The sequence below is a fragment of the Luteithermobacter gelatinilyticus genome, assembly GCF_005849285.1.
In the GTDB taxonomy this organism is placed as follows: domain Bacteria; phylum Pseudomonadota; class Alphaproteobacteria; order Sphingomonadales; family Emcibacteraceae; genus Luteithermobacter; species Luteithermobacter gelatinilyticus.
Genome location: NZ_CP040517.1, coordinates 1,651,797 through 1,666,656 on the forward strand (window position 1 = coordinate 1,651,797; position 14,860 = coordinate 1,666,656).

Below are 14,860 nucleotides of genomic sequence, written 5' to 3' on the forward strand. Positions count from 1 at the left end.
TCAGAAATATTCCAGCTTGACGGAGAAAAGTTCCTCGACCTTGCGGATCATGTCCGCTCGGGTAAACATCACGACCGTATCACCGGGTCTGATAACGGTGCCCCCCCGGGGCACAACGACCTGATCATCCTGTACAATGGCGCCGACCACAATGCCCGCCGGCAAACGAATGTCCCGCAACGGCTTACCCACCAATGGCGAAGTATCCAGGGCCACGGCTTCAATCACCTCCGCCCGGCCACCGGCCAGACTGTGCAGGGATCTGATCCGGCCCTTGCGCATATGTTGAAGAATGCCCGATACGGTCGTCTGGCGCGGTTCCACATAGGCATCAATCCCCACAGAAGCTGTCAACGGCCCAAATTCCTGATTGTTAATCAAAGTGATCGCCCAGCTACAGCCTTGTTGCTTGGCCAGGGTGGAAGCCAGAATATTCACTTTGTCATCATTGGTAACCGCAATGATGGTTTCTGTTCCGGCAACATTGGCTTCCCGCTGAATTTCCAGATCCAGAGCATCTCCATGAAGCACGACCGCTTTGGGAAGACGTTCGGCCACAAAAGTGGCCCGTTCCTGATCAAGCTCAATAATCTTGATCTGAATTTTGGGATTTTCCGCTAACAACTGTTCAGCGATAAACAGCCCCACATTCCCGCCGCCGACAATAATGATACGCCGGGCCTCTTCTTCCTCATGGCCGAAAACATTAAGCGCCCGTCGGACATGATTTTTTTCGGCCACGAAATAAATATTATCCCCGGCCAGAAGCTGGTCATCACCACCTGGGACAATCACCTTGTCGGCCCGCAAAATACCGGCCACCAGAATGTTGAGATCCGGGAACAGTTCCGTCAGTTGCCTGAGCGGCGTATCAAGTACCGGGCAGTCTTCGTCCAGACGCACACCAACCACCTGAACCCGGTCCCCCACAAAGGGGATCATGTCAAAGGCGCCCGGCACCTTGAGACGGCGTATGGCGGCCCGCGCCACTTCGATTTCCGGAGAAATAATCACATCAATGGGCAGGTGTTCACGGCTGAAAAGCTCTCGCCAGGTGGGTTGCAAATAATTCTGGGCCCGGACCCGGGCGATTTTTGTTGGAACATCAAACAGGGAATGCGCCACCTGACAGGCCACCATGTTCACCTCGTCAAACAACGTGACCGCGATAATCATATCCGCATCCCGCGCCCCGGCCTGCTCCAGAAGATCGGGATGGGAGGCATATCCGACGATGGCATGCACATCAAGGGAATTGCGGATTTTGCTGATCAGCTCCGGAGACCGGTCTATAACCGTAACGTCGTTATTTTCATTGGCCAGGTGCCGCGCAATGTTAAAGCCGACCTGTCCGGCACCGCATATTATGACTTTCATATCCCTCCACCTTTATTCATGACCCGTGCCATTCCACCCGGCCGCCGGATCAACCAAATTATTTGCGGTCCTGCCCGGTGATGCCCAGGCTTTTTAGTTTTCGATGCAAAGCCGAACGTTCCATACCAACAAATTCGGCCGTTTTCGAGATGTTTCCGTCAAATCGGCTGATTTGAACTTTCAGATATTCCGTTTCAAACTTCTCACGGGCATCCCGGAGTGACAAGGACATGATTTCGTTATGTCGATGAGGGCTGAGAATTTCCATATCAGCAATAATTTCCGCCGGCAACATGTCCACCGTAATAGGCTCATTGTCGGAAGACAGAATCAGAAGACGTTCAATGATGTTGCGCAGCTGACGCACATTTCCTGGCCAATCATGGGCCTGCAACGCGGCCATGGCTTCCGGCGTGATCTGTCGGGGCTGGCGGCCCGTGGCCGCGGAAAGTTGCCCCATAATCTGATGCACCAAGGCCGGAATATCGTCGCGACGCTGTGTCAGGGGCGGCACCATAACCGGCACCACATTCAGACGGTGATACAGGTCTTCGCGAAATCTTTGTTGTTCAATCTCTTCCCGCAGATTGCGGCTGGTGGCACTGACCACGCGCACATTAACATGCACGCGGGTCGTCCCTCCTACCCTCTCGAAACTCTGATCCGTCAGCACACGAAGGATCTTGGCCTGGGTGGTTTGCGGCATGTCCGCCACTTCATCAATAAACAACGTCCCGCCATGGGCTTCTTCAAAAACACCGGTTTTCTTGACAACGCCGTTTTCTTCAGTGCCAAACAGTTCATGCTCCATGGTATCCGGCGACATGCTGGCGGCATTGACCACCACAAATTTGCCATTGGCGCGTTTGGAATGTTTATGGATCAGGCGGGCGACCACCTCTTTGCCGGAGCCCGGCGGACCGGAAATCAGCACCCGGCTCCCGCTCGGCGCCACTTTTTCAATGGTGTTGCGCACTACATTGATAGCGGAAGAATTACCCGTCAGCTCCAGGTCAAAGCCATATCTTTCCTTGAGCTCGGTGTTTTCCCGTCTCAATCGCTCCATTTCCGTGGCTCGCTCGACAAGGATCAGGAGCTTGTCAGTCTCAAAGGGCTTGCTGATAAAGTCATAGGCCCCGCGTTTTATGGCTGAAACCGCAGTTTCAATGTTACCGTGCCCGCTGATAATGATGACTGGCATGTCTTTATGGCGTTGTTTGACAACCTCCAATAACTCCAGCCCGTCAAGACGACTTCCCTGAAGCCAGATATCAAGAATCAGCAACGACGGCCGCCGGGCCTCGATTTCCGCCAGCGCCGTGTCGCTGTCACCCGCAACCCGGGTCTCATAACCTTCATCTTCCAGAATGCCGGCGATCAATTCACGAATGTCAGCTTCGTCGTCAACGATCAGGATATCAAGCGCCATGTACGATCCTCATTTTTTTCGGTTGGGAGGCGATGTCTGCCGCTTCCGTTTCGGAAGCAAAGATCAGTGTTGCCGTGGCCCCGCCTTCCTTGTTATTCACTAGAATCAGATCCCCCCCATGATCCTTCATGATCTTTTTCACAATGGCGAGCCCCAGGCCGGTACCTTTTATCCTTGTGGTAACATAAGGCTCCGTAAGACGATCGATCAGTTCTTCTGGCAACCCCTTGCCATTGTCCATAACACTTACTCTGGTTTCTCCTTCCTCCCCATCGGGAATAAAAATTCTTATCTGTCCTTTGATGGCACTGTTTTCTTCCCGCAACACCTCAATGGCTTCAGCGGCGTTTTTGATCAGATTGGTCAACGCCTGGCCGATCAGTCGGGCATCGCAATTAATCTTCAGATCCTCCTCGGGCAAATCCACCACGAATTCAATATCATGGTGGGCGACCTCCATCAAAAACACCGCTTGGGAAATAATCTGCCGGAGATCTTCGGTCTTCAGAACCGGGGCCGGCATGCGGGCGAAGGAGGAAAATTCGTCCACCATACGCCGCAGGTCCCCCACCTGACGGATAATGGTTTCCGTGCACTGGGTAAAAATCGCCGGATCAGAGGTAATCTGCCGACCATATTTGCGTTTCAGACGTTCCGCCGCCAGTTGAATGGGGGTTAACGGGTTTTTGATTTCATGCGCAATGCGTCGGGCCACATCTGCCCAGGCTGCGGTTCTCTGGGCGGCAACCTGATCCGTAATATCATCAAAGCTCATCACGAACCCCTCCACCTTCTTGTCCTTCATTTCCGCCGTGATGCGTACCAGAAGATTAAGTTTGATATCGTCGCGGTTTATGGTGATCTGGTCCTGTACGGATTTGCTCTTGGTTGTCCGAATTTTTTCGAACAGTTCTGCCGCTTCCGGCATAACATCACGAAGGCGCCGATCCTTGAGATTGCGCGGTTCGGTATTCAAAAGCCGGGCGGCGGAGCGGTTGGGCAGCGTAATAGTGCCATCCGGATCCAGCCCCATAATTCCCGCCGTCACACCGGACAGAACCGTTTCCGTAAACCGGCGGCGTTCATCAAGCTGCATATTGGCCTTTAGCAGGGCCCGCTGTTGCTGTTGTAACTGCCGGGTCATATTGTTGAACGCCTTGGTCAGCCCGCCCAAGTCGTCATATGTATTCTCGATTGGCGCCCGTGCCGACAGATCTCCTCTGCCGACTCTGGCTGAAGTGTCAATCAGATTACCAATCGGTTCCATCAGCTTATTGGCCAGTCCCAGGCCCATCCACACGGCTGCAAACAGGATCAGCAGCGCCACAACGATAAAGGTCAGGTTGAACCATAACCGATATTGAGAAAGATCCTGCAACACCCGCATATAGTCATCCCGGGCAGAAAGTGTCTGATGCACCAGTGTCAGAGCGCGGGTATCAATAAACCGGCTGATATACAGAAACTGATCCAGATAACCGTCCAGCTTTACAAGCGCCCGGATCATGCTGTCATCTTCCTTGCCGGCCAGAAACACCACTTTTCCCTCTGCCGCGGATTCCAAAGCCCTGAGGGGGAAAGGGTCGCTCATCAGGGAAATAGTGGAGCGGGCCCGGGCGGTCACCTGCCCGGTGCGGTCAAAGACAATCACTTCCGACAGGGACAGGATCTGCGCCATACCGGTGAGCGCCTGTTCCAGAAGCTCCGGATTGGAAGACAGGGTAAAAGCCTGGGTATTCAGGTCCTTGGCCATGCCCAGAATGTCTGCTTTGATCACCTTTTTATGTTCGTCAATATAGGCTTCGGCCACCCGCTGGGAATTATCAAGAACCGTCTGCACCTTATCGCTGAACCATGACTGTAGCCCGAACTCAAAAAACAACGCCGAAAAAATCGCCACAATGATGGTGGGGGTGATCGCCACAATGCTGAACAGGGTAATGATCCGGCTGTGCAGTCGCGCGCCGGCAGCACCGGCTTTCTGGGCTGCAAAAAGCCGGACCATCTGCCGAGAGACCAAAGCCCCCAGCACGAGCAGCAACACCAGATTGAACAACAGCAGTCCATAAAGCGTCGTCGGCGTCGGCGCAAATGGCCCCATATTGGAAAAACTGGCATAGGTGATAATGCCCGACAAAAAAGCCCCCAGGGCCAGGGCATAGGCGATTTTGTTGGTCAGCTTGATTCGTTTGGCCCATAAGGCAAAACGGAAAAAAGGCCGCGCATTTCTGGTCCTGCTTGCCTCGCTCATCATATTTCGTGCGGCTTTATCCATAAATTAGTTCTCTGGAACCCAGAGTATCATATTGTTGCATAATTGCAACATCCACAACTTACCCACCCCGCACAACTTCAATTTCCAGTTCCTTGATCTTTTTTCTCAGGGTGTTTCGATTGAGCCCCAAAAGATCAGCCGCCTTGATCTGATTACCCCGCGTCGCCGCCAGGCTCAGCTCAATCAACGGTTTTTCCATCTCCTTCAAGACCCGTCCATAGAGACCGGCCGGTGGCAGTTCATGCGGCGCATGCGCATCAAAATATTTTTTCAGATGCCGGAAAATCGCCTCCTGCAAGGTTTCGTCCCCGAAACTCTCGGATGCCATATCCAGCTTGCTGTCCGGCATGGTGGTCAGTTCTGTCCGGACAATTTCCAGGTTGATCACATCCTCCACATACAGCGCCGCCAAACGATGGGCCAGATTCTCCAGCTCCCGCACGTTGCCGGGCCAGTTATGCTGTTTCAGATAGTTCAGCGCATCATTGTCAATCAGTTTGGGCGGCTGATTGTTTTCCTGGGCATAGCTGTTCAGGAAATGGCGCACCAGATCAGGAATATCTTCCTTGCGCTCCCTGAGCGGTGGAATACGCAAGGGCACCACATTCAGGCGGTAATACAGGTCTTCGCGGAACAGTCCCTGATTGATCAGCTGTTTCAGGTCCCGATGGGTGGCGGCGATAATGCGCACATCCGTTTTAATCGGTCTGTGCCCGCCAACCGTGGTATATTCTCCTTCTTGAAGTACCCTAAGTAGGCGGGTCTGGGCATCTTTGGGCATATCTCCAATTTCATCCAGAAACAGGGTGCCGCCCTGCGCCTGTTCAAAGCGACCGATATTCCGACTGTCAGCGCCGGTAAAAGCCCCTTTTTCATGACCGAACAGTTCACTTTCAATCAATTCCCGTGGAATGGCGGCCATATTCAGTGCGACAAACGGGGCGTTACGACGTTTTCCGAAATCATGCAACGCCCGGGCAACAAGCTCCTTGCCGGTTCCCGACTCTCCCGTAATGGTCACGGTTAGGTCCGTATTCATCAGACGCGCCATGGTGCGATAAACTTCCTGCATGGCCACAGACCGGCCGATTAAAGGTAGATCGTCCGTCTCCTGCGTCTCCGGTCCCGGCGCTTCCACCTTCAGTTTCCGGGCCAGCCCCTTCTGGACCACGGCCTTGACCTCATTCAGGTCAAAAGGCTTGGGCAAATATTCATAAGCCCCCCGCTCCGTTGCCTTGACCGCCGTCAACAGGGTATTCTGGGCACTCATTACAATAATCGGCAAATCCGGGCGAATTTTCTTGATGCGCGGCAACATATCAAGCCCGTTTTCATCCGGCATCACCACATCCGTAATTACCAGATCCCCTTCCCCATTGGCGATCCAGCGCCAGAGGGTAGAGGCGTTACCGGTGACCTGCACATTATATCCTTCCCGTCCCAAAGCCTGGGACAGGACGGTGCGAATGGCTCGGTCGTCATCCGCGATCAATATGTTTTTTGCCGCCATCTTCCATACCCCTTCATGTTCCTAATGAACCGCAATCGGCAGCAGTACCCGAAACAGGGTTTTTCCGGGTTCCGAATCGCATTCGATAATGCCGCCATGATCCCCGACAATCTTCGCCACCAACGCCAGTCCGAGACCGGTGCCGCAGGGTTTTGTTGTCACAAAAGGATCAAAAAGGTGCAGTTTCAGATCTTCCGGAACCCCTGGCCCATTATCAATTACGCAGATTTCCAAAGGCAGATGCAATCGTTCCCGCCCGCCAGGAGCTGTTACCCGCACCCCGTGCCGATAGGCGGTGGTCAGGGTGACTTCGCCGCCTATGGCTGGCGCGGCCTCCGCCGCATTCTTGACCAGATTGAGAAATACCTGAATGAGCTGGGCCCGGTCCCCCACAGTGGCGGGGAGAGACGGGTCATAATATTCGTGAAAACGGACATGTTTGCCAAAACCGTTTTCTGCCAGTTTTTTGACATGTTCCAGTACACTGTGAATGTTTACCTCCACGGGGTCAATCGGCTTGCGGTCAGAGAAGACCTCCATCTGATCCACCAGCGCACAAATCCGGTCCGTTTCTTCACAAATTAACCGGGTGAGTGTTTTTTCCTCCTCCGTGGCGTCCTGTTCCAGGAGCTGGGCCGATCCCCGGATCCCGGACAGCGGGTTTTTAATTTCATGGGCCAGCACCGCGGCCATGCCGGTCACGGACCGGGCCGCCCCCCGATGGAAAAGCTGCTGGTTGATTTTCTGGGCGATACTGCGTTCCTGAAGCTGAATCAGGATCTGGTTCTCATCATCCAGCATCGGGCTTACATGAATATCCACCTTGTGTTCCGGGTTGCGGGGATTGGCCAGCAAAACATCATATTCCGAAATGACCTGGCGGGTCTGGCGACTTTGTTCAATCAGCGAGGCCAGCGGACTGTCAGAAGGCACCAAATCCGTCACCCGTTGCCGCAGCAATACCTTGGCCCCCTGATAAAACAGGGTTTCAGCGGCACTATTGACAAATATGATCTTGTCGTTTTTGTCCACCACAAGAATGCTGTCCGGTAGGGAATCCAGAAGTGCATCCAGATTTACCCCTTTACGGCGTGATTTTTCCGTGGTGGCATGTTTTCCCATCAGGCCGCCATTTCCTCAATCAGAGGATCATAAAAACGATGTATAAGCTCCCGCACCTGCCCCACATCCGCAAGGCTATTAACCAGCTGCCGGAAACTCGCAGAATCCCTTAATCCCTTGGTGTACCAGGAAATATGTTTACGGGCGATTTTCTTACCGGTGTGTTCGCCGTAATGGGCCAGGATCGCCTCATAATGTTCCATAAGGATGTCTTTTTGTACCGATAAAGGCGGATCGGGAAGTTTTTCCCCGGTTTTCAGATAATGGATCACCTGGGAAATAAACCAGGGCCGCCCATAGGTTCCGCGCCCGATCATCACCCCGTCCGCTCCGGACTGGCGCAGCGCCTCTTTCGCGTCTTCTAGGGACGTGATGTCACCATTGGCAATCACCGGAATTTTCACAGCCTCTTTCACCTTGCGAATGAAAGACCAATCGGCGCTCCCCCGATACATCTGGCAGCGGGTTCGGCCATGTACCGTCAACATCTGAATCCCCACGTCCTCGGCAATACGTGCCAGTTCCGGCGCGTTGCGATTCTGGTCGTCCCAACCGGTACGCATTTTCAGCGTCACAGGCACATCCACCGCCTTGACGGTTTTTTCCAGAATCTGCCGGGCCAGACTCAGATCCTTCATCAGCGCGGAACCGGCATATCCATTGACCACTTTTTTGGCCGGGCATCCCATATTGATGTCGATGATCGGCGCCCCCCTGTCTTCATTGATGCGGGCAGCTTCGGCCACCACATCGGGCTCACAGCCGGCAAGCTGGACCGACATCATATATTCATCGCTTTCCGGCGCCGCCATTTTCAGAGTCCGGTCATGAGCCCGGATCAGGGCTTCGCTGGCAATCATCTCAGAGGTGACCAGACCAGCGCCAAAACGTTTGACCAGACGTCGATACGGACGATCCGTCACCCCGGCCATCGGACACAGCAAAACCGGGTCCTCAATCAGTATACTTCCGATTTTCATGATTAAAATCTATGCAACTTCACCAAACACCCCTAGGGTGACCAAAAAATAATCACTTTGAGGCGGAATATACTCGAAAAGCGACGCCGGGTCAAAGGCTGATCCATACAAGAAAATTACAGACAAGGCCCGGATGGGGTGATAGGGTCTGCCTGACTAAAACATCGTCCCATATCCGTCTGAAGATTAGAGGGTTAAGAGAATGAAAATCGCTGCCGTTATCGTCGCCGCCGGGCGGGGGCACCGGCTGGGCGAAAAAATGCCCAAACAATATCTGCCACTTGCCGGCAAGACGATCCTGCGCAGAACCGCAGAAGTTTTTGCCGCACATGATGCCATCAGCCTGATTCAGGTGGTGATCCATCCGGATGATCTGTCGCTGTATCAACAGAGCATAACGGGCCTTGATCTGCCGCCTCCGGTTTTTGGCGGAACAAGCCGTCAGGAATCTGTACGTTATGGCCTTCAGGCACTAAAGGAACACCGACCGGACCTGGTTTTGATCCATGATGCCGCCCGGCCTTTTCTGTCCCATGAGCTGGTTAACCGGGTCATTGCTGCCGCCCGGGATCATGGCGCTGCCCTGCCGGCGCTGGCGGTGACGGATACGCTGAAGCGGGCCCGCGACAAGACCGTTGAGGCCACAATAGACCGTAACCACCTCTGGCGCGCCCAAACACCGCAGGCGTTTCGTTTTGATCTCATTTTAGACTCCCATGACAAACTGGTCACGCATAACCTGACCGATGATGCGGCCCTGGTGGAGAGCATGGGGCATCCGGTGCATATAGTGACCGGGGAAGAGCGAAATTTCAAAATCACCACAGCAGAGGATCTTGCCAAAGCGGAACGGATGATGCGCAGCAACCTTACCGATGTCAGAACGGGGTACGGCTTTGACGTGCACGCCTTCGAGTCCAAAGGAGAGGCCGTTATTCTGGGCGGTATCTCCATCCCGTTTGACAAAAAACTGAAAGGTCATTCGGATGCGGATGTGGCCCTGCATGCGCTGACCGATGCCATACTCGGCGCCATTGCTGCGGGGGATATTGGTGATCATTTCCCCCCCGGAGAGGATCGCTGGAAAGGCGCCCCCTCGAAGATTTTTCTCAAAGAGGCCATGCGGCTTGTAAGCGAAAAAGGCGGGATCATCGCCCATCTGGACCTGACGCTGATTTGCGAAGCGCCAAAAATCGGTCCACATCGGGAGGCCATGCGTCAATCCATCGCCTCGATCTGCGGTCTCGACCTGTCTCGCATCAGCATCAAGGCGACCACCACCGAAAAACTCGGCTTTACCGGTCGCGCGGAAGGCATCGCCGCCCAGGCCGTTGCCACGGTTCGACTGCCGGAAGAGTGCCCATGAACACTTCCCTGAAAAATTGGCCCAATTCTCCGCTGCACCCGGCCTTTATGCTTTCCACATGGTTTTTCAGCGGTCTGTTGCCCAAGGCACCGGGCACCTGGGGCAGCCTCGCCGCCCTGCCCTTCGCCTGGTTGTTATGGACTTACGGTGGATATTGGGCGATGGCTCTTGGTATCGCCGGTGTTTTCCTGCTCGGTCTTTGGGCGACAGGTAAATATATGCAGCTCAGCGGCACACAGGATCCGGAAGAAGTGGTCATTGACGAGGTCGCAGGGGTCTGGATTACCTGTCTCGCCTTACCCCTTTCGCCCGAAATCAAGGATTACGTTCTGGCCTTTATCCTGTTTCGGCTGTTTGATATTCTGAAACCCTGGCCCATCCGGATCTTTGACCGGCGGCATTCGGCCTTTGGGGTGATGATGGATGACGTGGTTGCCGGCATTATGGCCGCCGCCATATTATGGGGAGTCACACAATATGTTTGATGAAGAATTGCTCGATCTGGCCCGCAACGTTCTGACCCGGGCGCGAGAGCGGAATATTCATCTGGCCACGGCGGAATCCTGCACCGGCGGCCTAGTCATGGGGTGCCTGACGGAAATTGCCGGATCTTCAGACGTCGTTGATCGGGGGTTTATCACCTATACCAATCGGGCCAAGGCCGAAATACTTGGGGTTTCCATTGACACCCTTAGCCGGTATGGTGCGGTAAGCGAGGTCTGCGCGCGGGAAATGGCCGAGGGCGCCGTGCGCAAATCCGCCTCGACCATTGCCGTGGCAGTGACTGGCATCGCCGGACCCGGCGGCGGTACGACAGATAAACCCGTGGGGCTTGTGCATATGGCGGCCCACCGGCGGGGCGGCATCACCCGGCACGAAGAACACCGTTTCGGCGATATCGGGCGGGAGCAAGTGCGCCGTGAAACCATTGCTGCCGCCCTGAAACTTGTTTTGAGTATTATGACCTGAGTTGTTCACTGGAAAGTGTCAAATAATTTTACACCTTCCCCTTTCTTGTGACGAAACTTCTTGGGAAAAAGGCGAGTTTCTGCGGTTTTTCCGGAATGGCATGGCTTTTGCTTAGAGAACCGCGAAGTTCGAAACATCTGTAATAAATATATAGTAGGGTTTAAAATGAAAGTCCTTTCCTTAAAATCACTGCGCCGTCTGGTCATGCTTTCTCTAATCGGTTTTGCCAATTTATGGGTCGTCCAGTCCGCGTCGGCTCTGGTTCTGGATATCGGTACGCCGGGCAGCGGCGGCTGCTGCAGTTTCGGCACCCGCGGCTACTGGTTCGTCGCACCCACCGATTTCACCCTGACAAAACTGAGCCTGCCCAACGAGACCGTGACCGACAGCACCATTGAAGTGCTGAAGTTCAATGTCACCCCGCCCGAGTTTTCTGCAACAACCAATGATTTCACCTCTCTGGGCTATTGGGAAGATGTCGCCTCTGTGGCCACCTCCCTGTCTTTTTCCGCCGGGGATATTGTGGGCATTCTGGGCTGGGCCGACGGGAAAACAACTTACCGCGACAGTTCAGGGGATTACAATACAACACTGGGGGGTGAAGCCTTGGCCCTGTCACGTCTCGGCTTCCAGGATCTGGGGCAGGCCTATGATGTTTGGGCCGAAAGCAATGGGTCTATCGGTATGATTTTCATGGAATATGAACTCACACAGGTTCCCGAGCCTGCACCGCTGGCGCTTGTGGGGCTGGGACTTTTGGGCCTGGGTCTGGTTAGAAAACGCCGGAACTGATTGAAAATTCCCGAACAGATATCCTCAAAGGGCCTCCTGATTTTTCAGGGGGCCTTTTATTATTCAGGAAGCTTTTTATTATTAAGAACAGGCTCGGGTCCCTTCGCCATACAGTTCATTGGCGCGGGTTTCAAAGGCGTTGATCATTTTATGTACAGCCTCTGTAAACAGGCCGCCGACCATTTTTTCAAACAGCTTGTTCTTAAATTCAAAATCCACCAGAAATGTGACTTCGCTACCGCCATCGTCGGTCGGCTTGAATTCCCAGCTGTTTACCAGATATTTCAGGGGGCCCTTGACATATTCGACCTCAATCCGGTTTTCCTTGAGCTGAACATGAGACGTAAAACGCTCACGGAACATCTTAAAGCCAATGATGAGATCCGCATAAAAGCTGCCCGGTTTGCGGTTATAAATGCGCGTACCCTGACACCAGGGCAGAAAATTCTGGTATTCGCCCACATTGGCAACCAGCTCATACATCTGGTCCACCCGATACGGTAATTTGCGCTGATCGGTGAATTTGGGCATGGGATATATGGCCGGTTTAAGAGGATTGATTGGGGTTCAGGCGCACCATTTCCTCAATATCAACCGGCGCATCAGTGGACTCGAGGGATCCCGTCCCCTCGCGGGCGAGTTTTTCCGCGCGGGCCGCTTTCAGTTTTTCAAAATCCTCGCCCGCATGGTGCGAAGACCGCGTGAGCGGAGAAGAGGAAACCATGAGGAACCCCTTGGCCCGGGCCATTTTGGCGTAAGCTGCAAACTGATCCGGTGTAATGAATTCTTCAACCGCAGCATGGCGCGGGGTGGGCTGAAGATATTGACCAATGGTGATAAAGTCGATCCCCGCCGAACGCATATCGTCCATCACCTGATGCACTTCCTGCCGGCTTTCACCAAGCCCCACCATAATGCCCGATTTGGTAAAAATGGTGGGATCCGCCTGTTTCACCTTGTCCAGCAGGCGCAGGGAATGATAGTAGCGTGCCCCCGGACGGATCCGCGGGTACAATCTGGGCACGGTTTCCAGATTGTGGTTAAACACGTCCGGTTTGGCCTCGATAACTTTTTCCAAAGCCCCCGGTTTGTTGCGGAAATCAGGCGTGAGGATTTCGATGGTGGTCTCGGGAGCTTCTTCCCTGAGCCGCCGGATTACCTTGACAAACTGATCCGCCCCCCCGTCCGGCAGATCATCCCGATCTACGGAAGTGATAACAATATGGTTGAGCCCCATCTTCCCGGCCGCAATAGCCACATTGTCCGGCTCAAACGGATCCACCGGATTCCCCTTGCCGGTTTTGATATTACAGAACGCGCAGGCCCGGGTGCACGTATCCCCCAGGATCATCACAGTGGCGTGTTTTTTCTGCCAGCATTCACCGATATTGGGGCAGGCCGCCTCTTCACAAACCGTGTGGAGACTGAGATCCCGCATCATTTTGCGGGTCTCGTGATACCCCTTGGAGACCGGCGCTTTCACCCGGATCCAGTCCGGTTTGCGCAGACGGTTTGCATTATCCCTCAAGGTTGTGACTTTTTTGCGTTCTGTACTCACAGTCCTGCTTTCTTCAAGAATTTAAGTCCGCCCTAAAAATTAAGTCCGCCCTAAAAATGGAGAGCTTTGCCATAGGCGTCAAGTACTGATTCATGCATCATTTCAGAAAGTGTTGGATGCGGGAAGACAGTATGCATCAGTTCGCTTTCCGTGGTTTCCAGGGTTCGCGCCACGGCATATCCCTGAATAAGTTCGGTCACTTCCGCCCCTACCATATGCGCGCCCAGCAATTCCCCGGTTTTTTCATCAAAGACGGTTTTAATCATGCCTTCGGCTTCCCCAAGGGCAATAGCCTTGCCATTGCCGATGAAAGGAAAGCGTCCCACTTTGACCGTATAGCCCTTTTCCTTGGCGGCCTTTTCCGTAAGCCCCACGCTTGCCACCTGCGGCCGGCAATAGGTGCACCCCGGAATATTGGACTTATCCAGGGGGTGCAGGTCCCTAATTTCCTTATGTCCCTCATCGCGTGCAATTTTTTCCACGGCGATAACCCCTTCATGACTGGCCTTGTGGGCAAGCCAGGGTGCCCCGGTGAGATCGCCAATGGCATAAATTCCCTTGATCCCGGTATATCCCCATTCATCGGTCACCACATGACCTTTTTCGACCTTGATGCCATTTTCTTCCAGCCCCATATTTTCAACATTGCCGGTGATCCCGATCGCCAGAATCACCCGGTCCACTTCCAGGGTCTGTGGCCTGCCTTTTTTGTCTTCGATGGTACAGACCACGGACTTTTTCTTTTTATCCAGCTTGGTCACCGAAGCGCTGGTGATCAGTTTCATGCCCTGATCCTTGAAAGACTTGGCGGCAAAGGCAGAAATTTCCTCATCTTCCACTGGCAGAATACGGTCCAGCATTTCCACCACCGTGACATCCGCCCCCAGTTCATTATAGAAACTGGCGAATTCAATACCAATGGCCCCCGAGCCGATCACCAGAAGGGACTTCGGCATTTCTTTCGGGGTCATGGCGTGTTTATAGGTCCAGACCAGTTCCCCGTCTGCCTTTAGATGCGGCAATTCCCGCGCCCGGGCCCCGGTGGCAAGAATGATGTGCCTGGCCTCCACATCAGCCACGGCCTTCCCGTCTTTTTCCACCTTCAGCTTGCCGGGCTTTTCCAGCCGGGCAAAACCGTCAATTACCGCAATTTTATTCTTTTTCATCAAGTGCTTGACGCCGGAATTGAGCTGGCCGGCAATTTTGCGGCTGCGTTTGACCACCTGCGATAGGTCAAAATCGACATTTTCCGCACTCAAGCCGAAGTCCGCAGCGTGTTTCATAGTGTGAAAAACTTCAGCTGACCTCAACAACGCTTTGGTCGGAATGCAACCCCAGTTAAGACAGATCCCGCCCAAATGTTCCCGTTCGATAACGGCAGTTTGATATCCCAGTTGCGCGGCCCGGATGGCCGCCACATATCCGCCGGGACCGCCGCCCACCACCACAATATCAAATTTTTGCTGAGACACAGGCTCCTCC

Annotated in this window: 13 protein-coding genes; 4 read left to right on the forward strand and 9 right to left on the reverse strand. The window is 53.9% G+C overall.

Annotation, left to right across the window (positions count from 1 at the left end; genetic code table 11):
• The 6 genes from trkA to dusB are packed head-to-tail and all read right to left on the reverse strand — an operon-like array spanning position 1 to position 8,693.
• The gene (trkA, locus tag FE788_RS07480; RefSeq protein ID WP_138380043.1) at positions 1-1,377 is read right to left on the reverse strand and encodes a Trk system potassium transporter TrkA; all 1,377 of its coding nucleotides are present in this window, start codon (positions 1,375-1,377) and stop codon (positions 1-3) included.
• A 58-nt stretch (positions 1,378-1,435) separates the two neighbouring features.
• The gene (gene ntrX / locus FE788_RS07485; RefSeq protein ID WP_138380044.1) at positions 1,436-2,806 is read right to left on the reverse strand and encodes a nitrogen assimilation response regulator NtrX; all 1,371 of its coding nucleotides are present in this window, start codon (positions 2,804-2,806) and stop codon (positions 1,436-1,438) included.
• Positions 2,796-5,081, reverse strand: a complete 2,286-nt coding sequence (locus FE788_RS07490) for a sensor histidine kinase NtrY-like (RefSeq protein WP_138380045.1) — start codon at positions 5,079-5,081, stop codon at positions 2,796-2,798. Before FE788_RS07490 ends, ntrX begins: the two co-directional genes overlap by 11 nt.
• A gap of 58 nt (positions 5,082-5,139) precedes the next feature.
• On the reverse strand, positions 5,140-6,591 hold the full coding sequence (ntrC, locus tag FE788_RS07495) for a nitrogen regulation protein NR(I) (protein ID WP_138380046.1): 1,452 nt from the start codon (positions 6,589-6,591) through the stop codon (positions 5,140-5,142).
• Between the two features lie 21 nt (positions 6,592-6,612).
• The gene (locus tag FE788_RS07500; protein WP_138380047.1) at positions 6,613-7,713 is read right to left on the reverse strand and encodes a two-component system sensor histidine kinase NtrB; all 1,101 of its coding nucleotides are present in this window, start codon (positions 7,711-7,713) and stop codon (positions 6,613-6,615) included.
• A complete protein-coding gene (gene dusB, locus FE788_RS07505; RefSeq protein ID WP_138380048.1) occupies positions 7,713-8,693 on the reverse strand; it encodes a tRNA dihydrouridine synthase DusB in 981 nt (326 codons plus the stop codon). The genes FE788_RS07500 and dusB overlap by 1 nt, the downstream gene beginning before the upstream one ends.
• Before the next feature lie 202 nt (positions 8,694-8,895).
• On the opposite strand from dusB, the gene FE788_RS07510 reads away from it, so the two are divergent.
• The 4 genes from FE788_RS07510 (at position 8,896) to FE788_RS07525 (ending at position 11,820) form a co-directional block, all read left to right on the forward strand.
• Positions 8,896-10,059, forward strand: a complete 1,164-nt coding sequence (locus FE788_RS07510) for a bifunctional 2-C-methyl-D-erythritol 4-phosphate cytidylyltransferase/2-C-methyl-D-erythritol 2,4-cyclodiphosphate synthase (protein WP_138380049.1) — start codon at positions 8,896-8,898, stop codon at positions 10,057-10,059.
• Positions 10,056-10,544, forward strand: coding sequence for a phosphatidylglycerophosphatase A family protein (locus FE788_RS07515; RefSeq protein ID WP_138380050.1), 489 nt, complete (start codon positions 10,056-10,058; stop codon positions 10,542-10,544). The genes FE788_RS07510 and FE788_RS07515 overlap by 4 nt, the downstream gene beginning before the upstream one ends.
• On the forward strand, positions 10,537-11,028 hold the full coding sequence (locus tag FE788_RS07520; RefSeq protein ID WP_138380051.1) for a CinA family protein: 492 nt from the start codon (positions 10,537-10,539) through the stop codon (positions 11,026-11,028). Before FE788_RS07515 ends, FE788_RS07520 begins: the two co-directional genes overlap by 8 nt.
• A gap of 165 nt (positions 11,029-11,193) precedes the next feature.
• Positions 11,194-11,820: a PEP-CTERM sorting domain-containing protein gene (locus tag FE788_RS07525; protein WP_138380052.1), complete on the forward strand. Its 627-nt coding sequence runs from the start codon at positions 11,194-11,196 to the stop codon at positions 11,818-11,820.
• 81 nt (positions 11,821-11,901) lie between these two features.
• Here FE788_RS07525 and FE788_RS07530 read toward each other — a convergent pair whose 3' ends face one another.
• Genes FE788_RS07530 through lpdA form a run of 3 tightly spaced genes read right to left on the reverse strand, consistent with a single transcriptional unit; the run spans position 11,902 to position 14,850 of the window.
• Positions 11,902-12,351, reverse strand: coding sequence for a type II toxin-antitoxin system RatA family toxin (locus tag FE788_RS07530; RefSeq protein WP_138380053.1), 450 nt, complete (start codon positions 12,349-12,351; stop codon positions 11,902-11,904).
• 16 nt (positions 12,352-12,367) lie between these two features.
• The gene (lipA, locus tag FE788_RS07535) at positions 12,368-13,378 is read right to left on the reverse strand and encodes a lipoyl synthase (protein WP_138380054.1); all 1,011 of its coding nucleotides are present in this window, start codon (positions 13,376-13,378) and stop codon (positions 12,368-12,370) included.
• A gap of 50 nt (positions 13,379-13,428) precedes the next feature.
• The gene (gene lpdA, locus FE788_RS07540; RefSeq protein ID WP_138380055.1) at positions 13,429-14,850 is read right to left on the reverse strand and encodes a dihydrolipoyl dehydrogenase; all 1,422 of its coding nucleotides are present in this window, start codon (positions 14,848-14,850) and stop codon (positions 13,429-13,431) included.
• Positions 14,851-14,860 lie beyond the last annotated feature (10 nt).

Excerpts from the sequence above, each read along its gene's own strand:
- trkA (WP_138380043.1), bottom strand. The coding sequence starts at position 1,377 with ATGAAAGTCATAATATGCGGTGCCGGACAGGTCGGCTTTAACATTGCG.
- FE788_RS07500 (WP_138380047.1), bottom strand. The coding sequence starts at position 7,713 with ATGGGAAAACATGCCACCACGGAAAAATCACGCCGTAAAGGGGTAAAT.
- FE788_RS07530 (WP_138380053.1), bottom strand. The coding sequence starts at position 12,351 with ATGCCCAAATTCACCGATCAGCGCAAATTACCGTATCGGGTGGACCAG.
- FE788_RS07525 (WP_138380052.1), top strand. The coding sequence starts at position 11,194 with ATGAAAGTCCTTTCCTTAAAATCACTGCGCCGTCTGGTCATGCTTTCT.
- dusB (WP_138380048.1), bottom strand. The coding sequence starts at position 8,693 with ATGAAAATCGGAAGTATACTGATTGAGGACCCGGTTTTGCTGTGTCCG.
- FE788_RS07490 (WP_138380045.1), bottom strand. The coding sequence starts at position 5,081 with ATGGATAAAGCCGCACGAAATATGATGAGCGAGGCAAGCAGGACCAGA.
- FE788_RS07520 (WP_138380051.1), top strand. The coding sequence starts at position 10,537 with ATGTTTGATGAAGAATTGCTCGATCTGGCCCGCAACGTTCTGACCCGG.
- FE788_RS07510 (WP_138380049.1), top strand. The coding sequence starts at position 8,896 with ATGAAAATCGCTGCCGTTATCGTCGCCGCCGGGCGGGGGCACCGGCTG.
- FE788_RS07515 (WP_138380050.1), top strand. The coding sequence starts at position 10,056 with ATGAACACTTCCCTGAAAAATTGGCCCAATTCTCCGCTGCACCCGGCC.
- ntrC (WP_138380046.1), bottom strand. The coding sequence starts at position 6,591 with ATGGCGGCAAAAAACATATTGATCGCGGATGACGACCGAGCCATTCGC.
- ntrX (WP_138380044.1), bottom strand. The coding sequence starts at position 2,806 with ATGGCGCTTGATATCCTGATCGTTGACGACGAAGCTGACATTCGTGAA.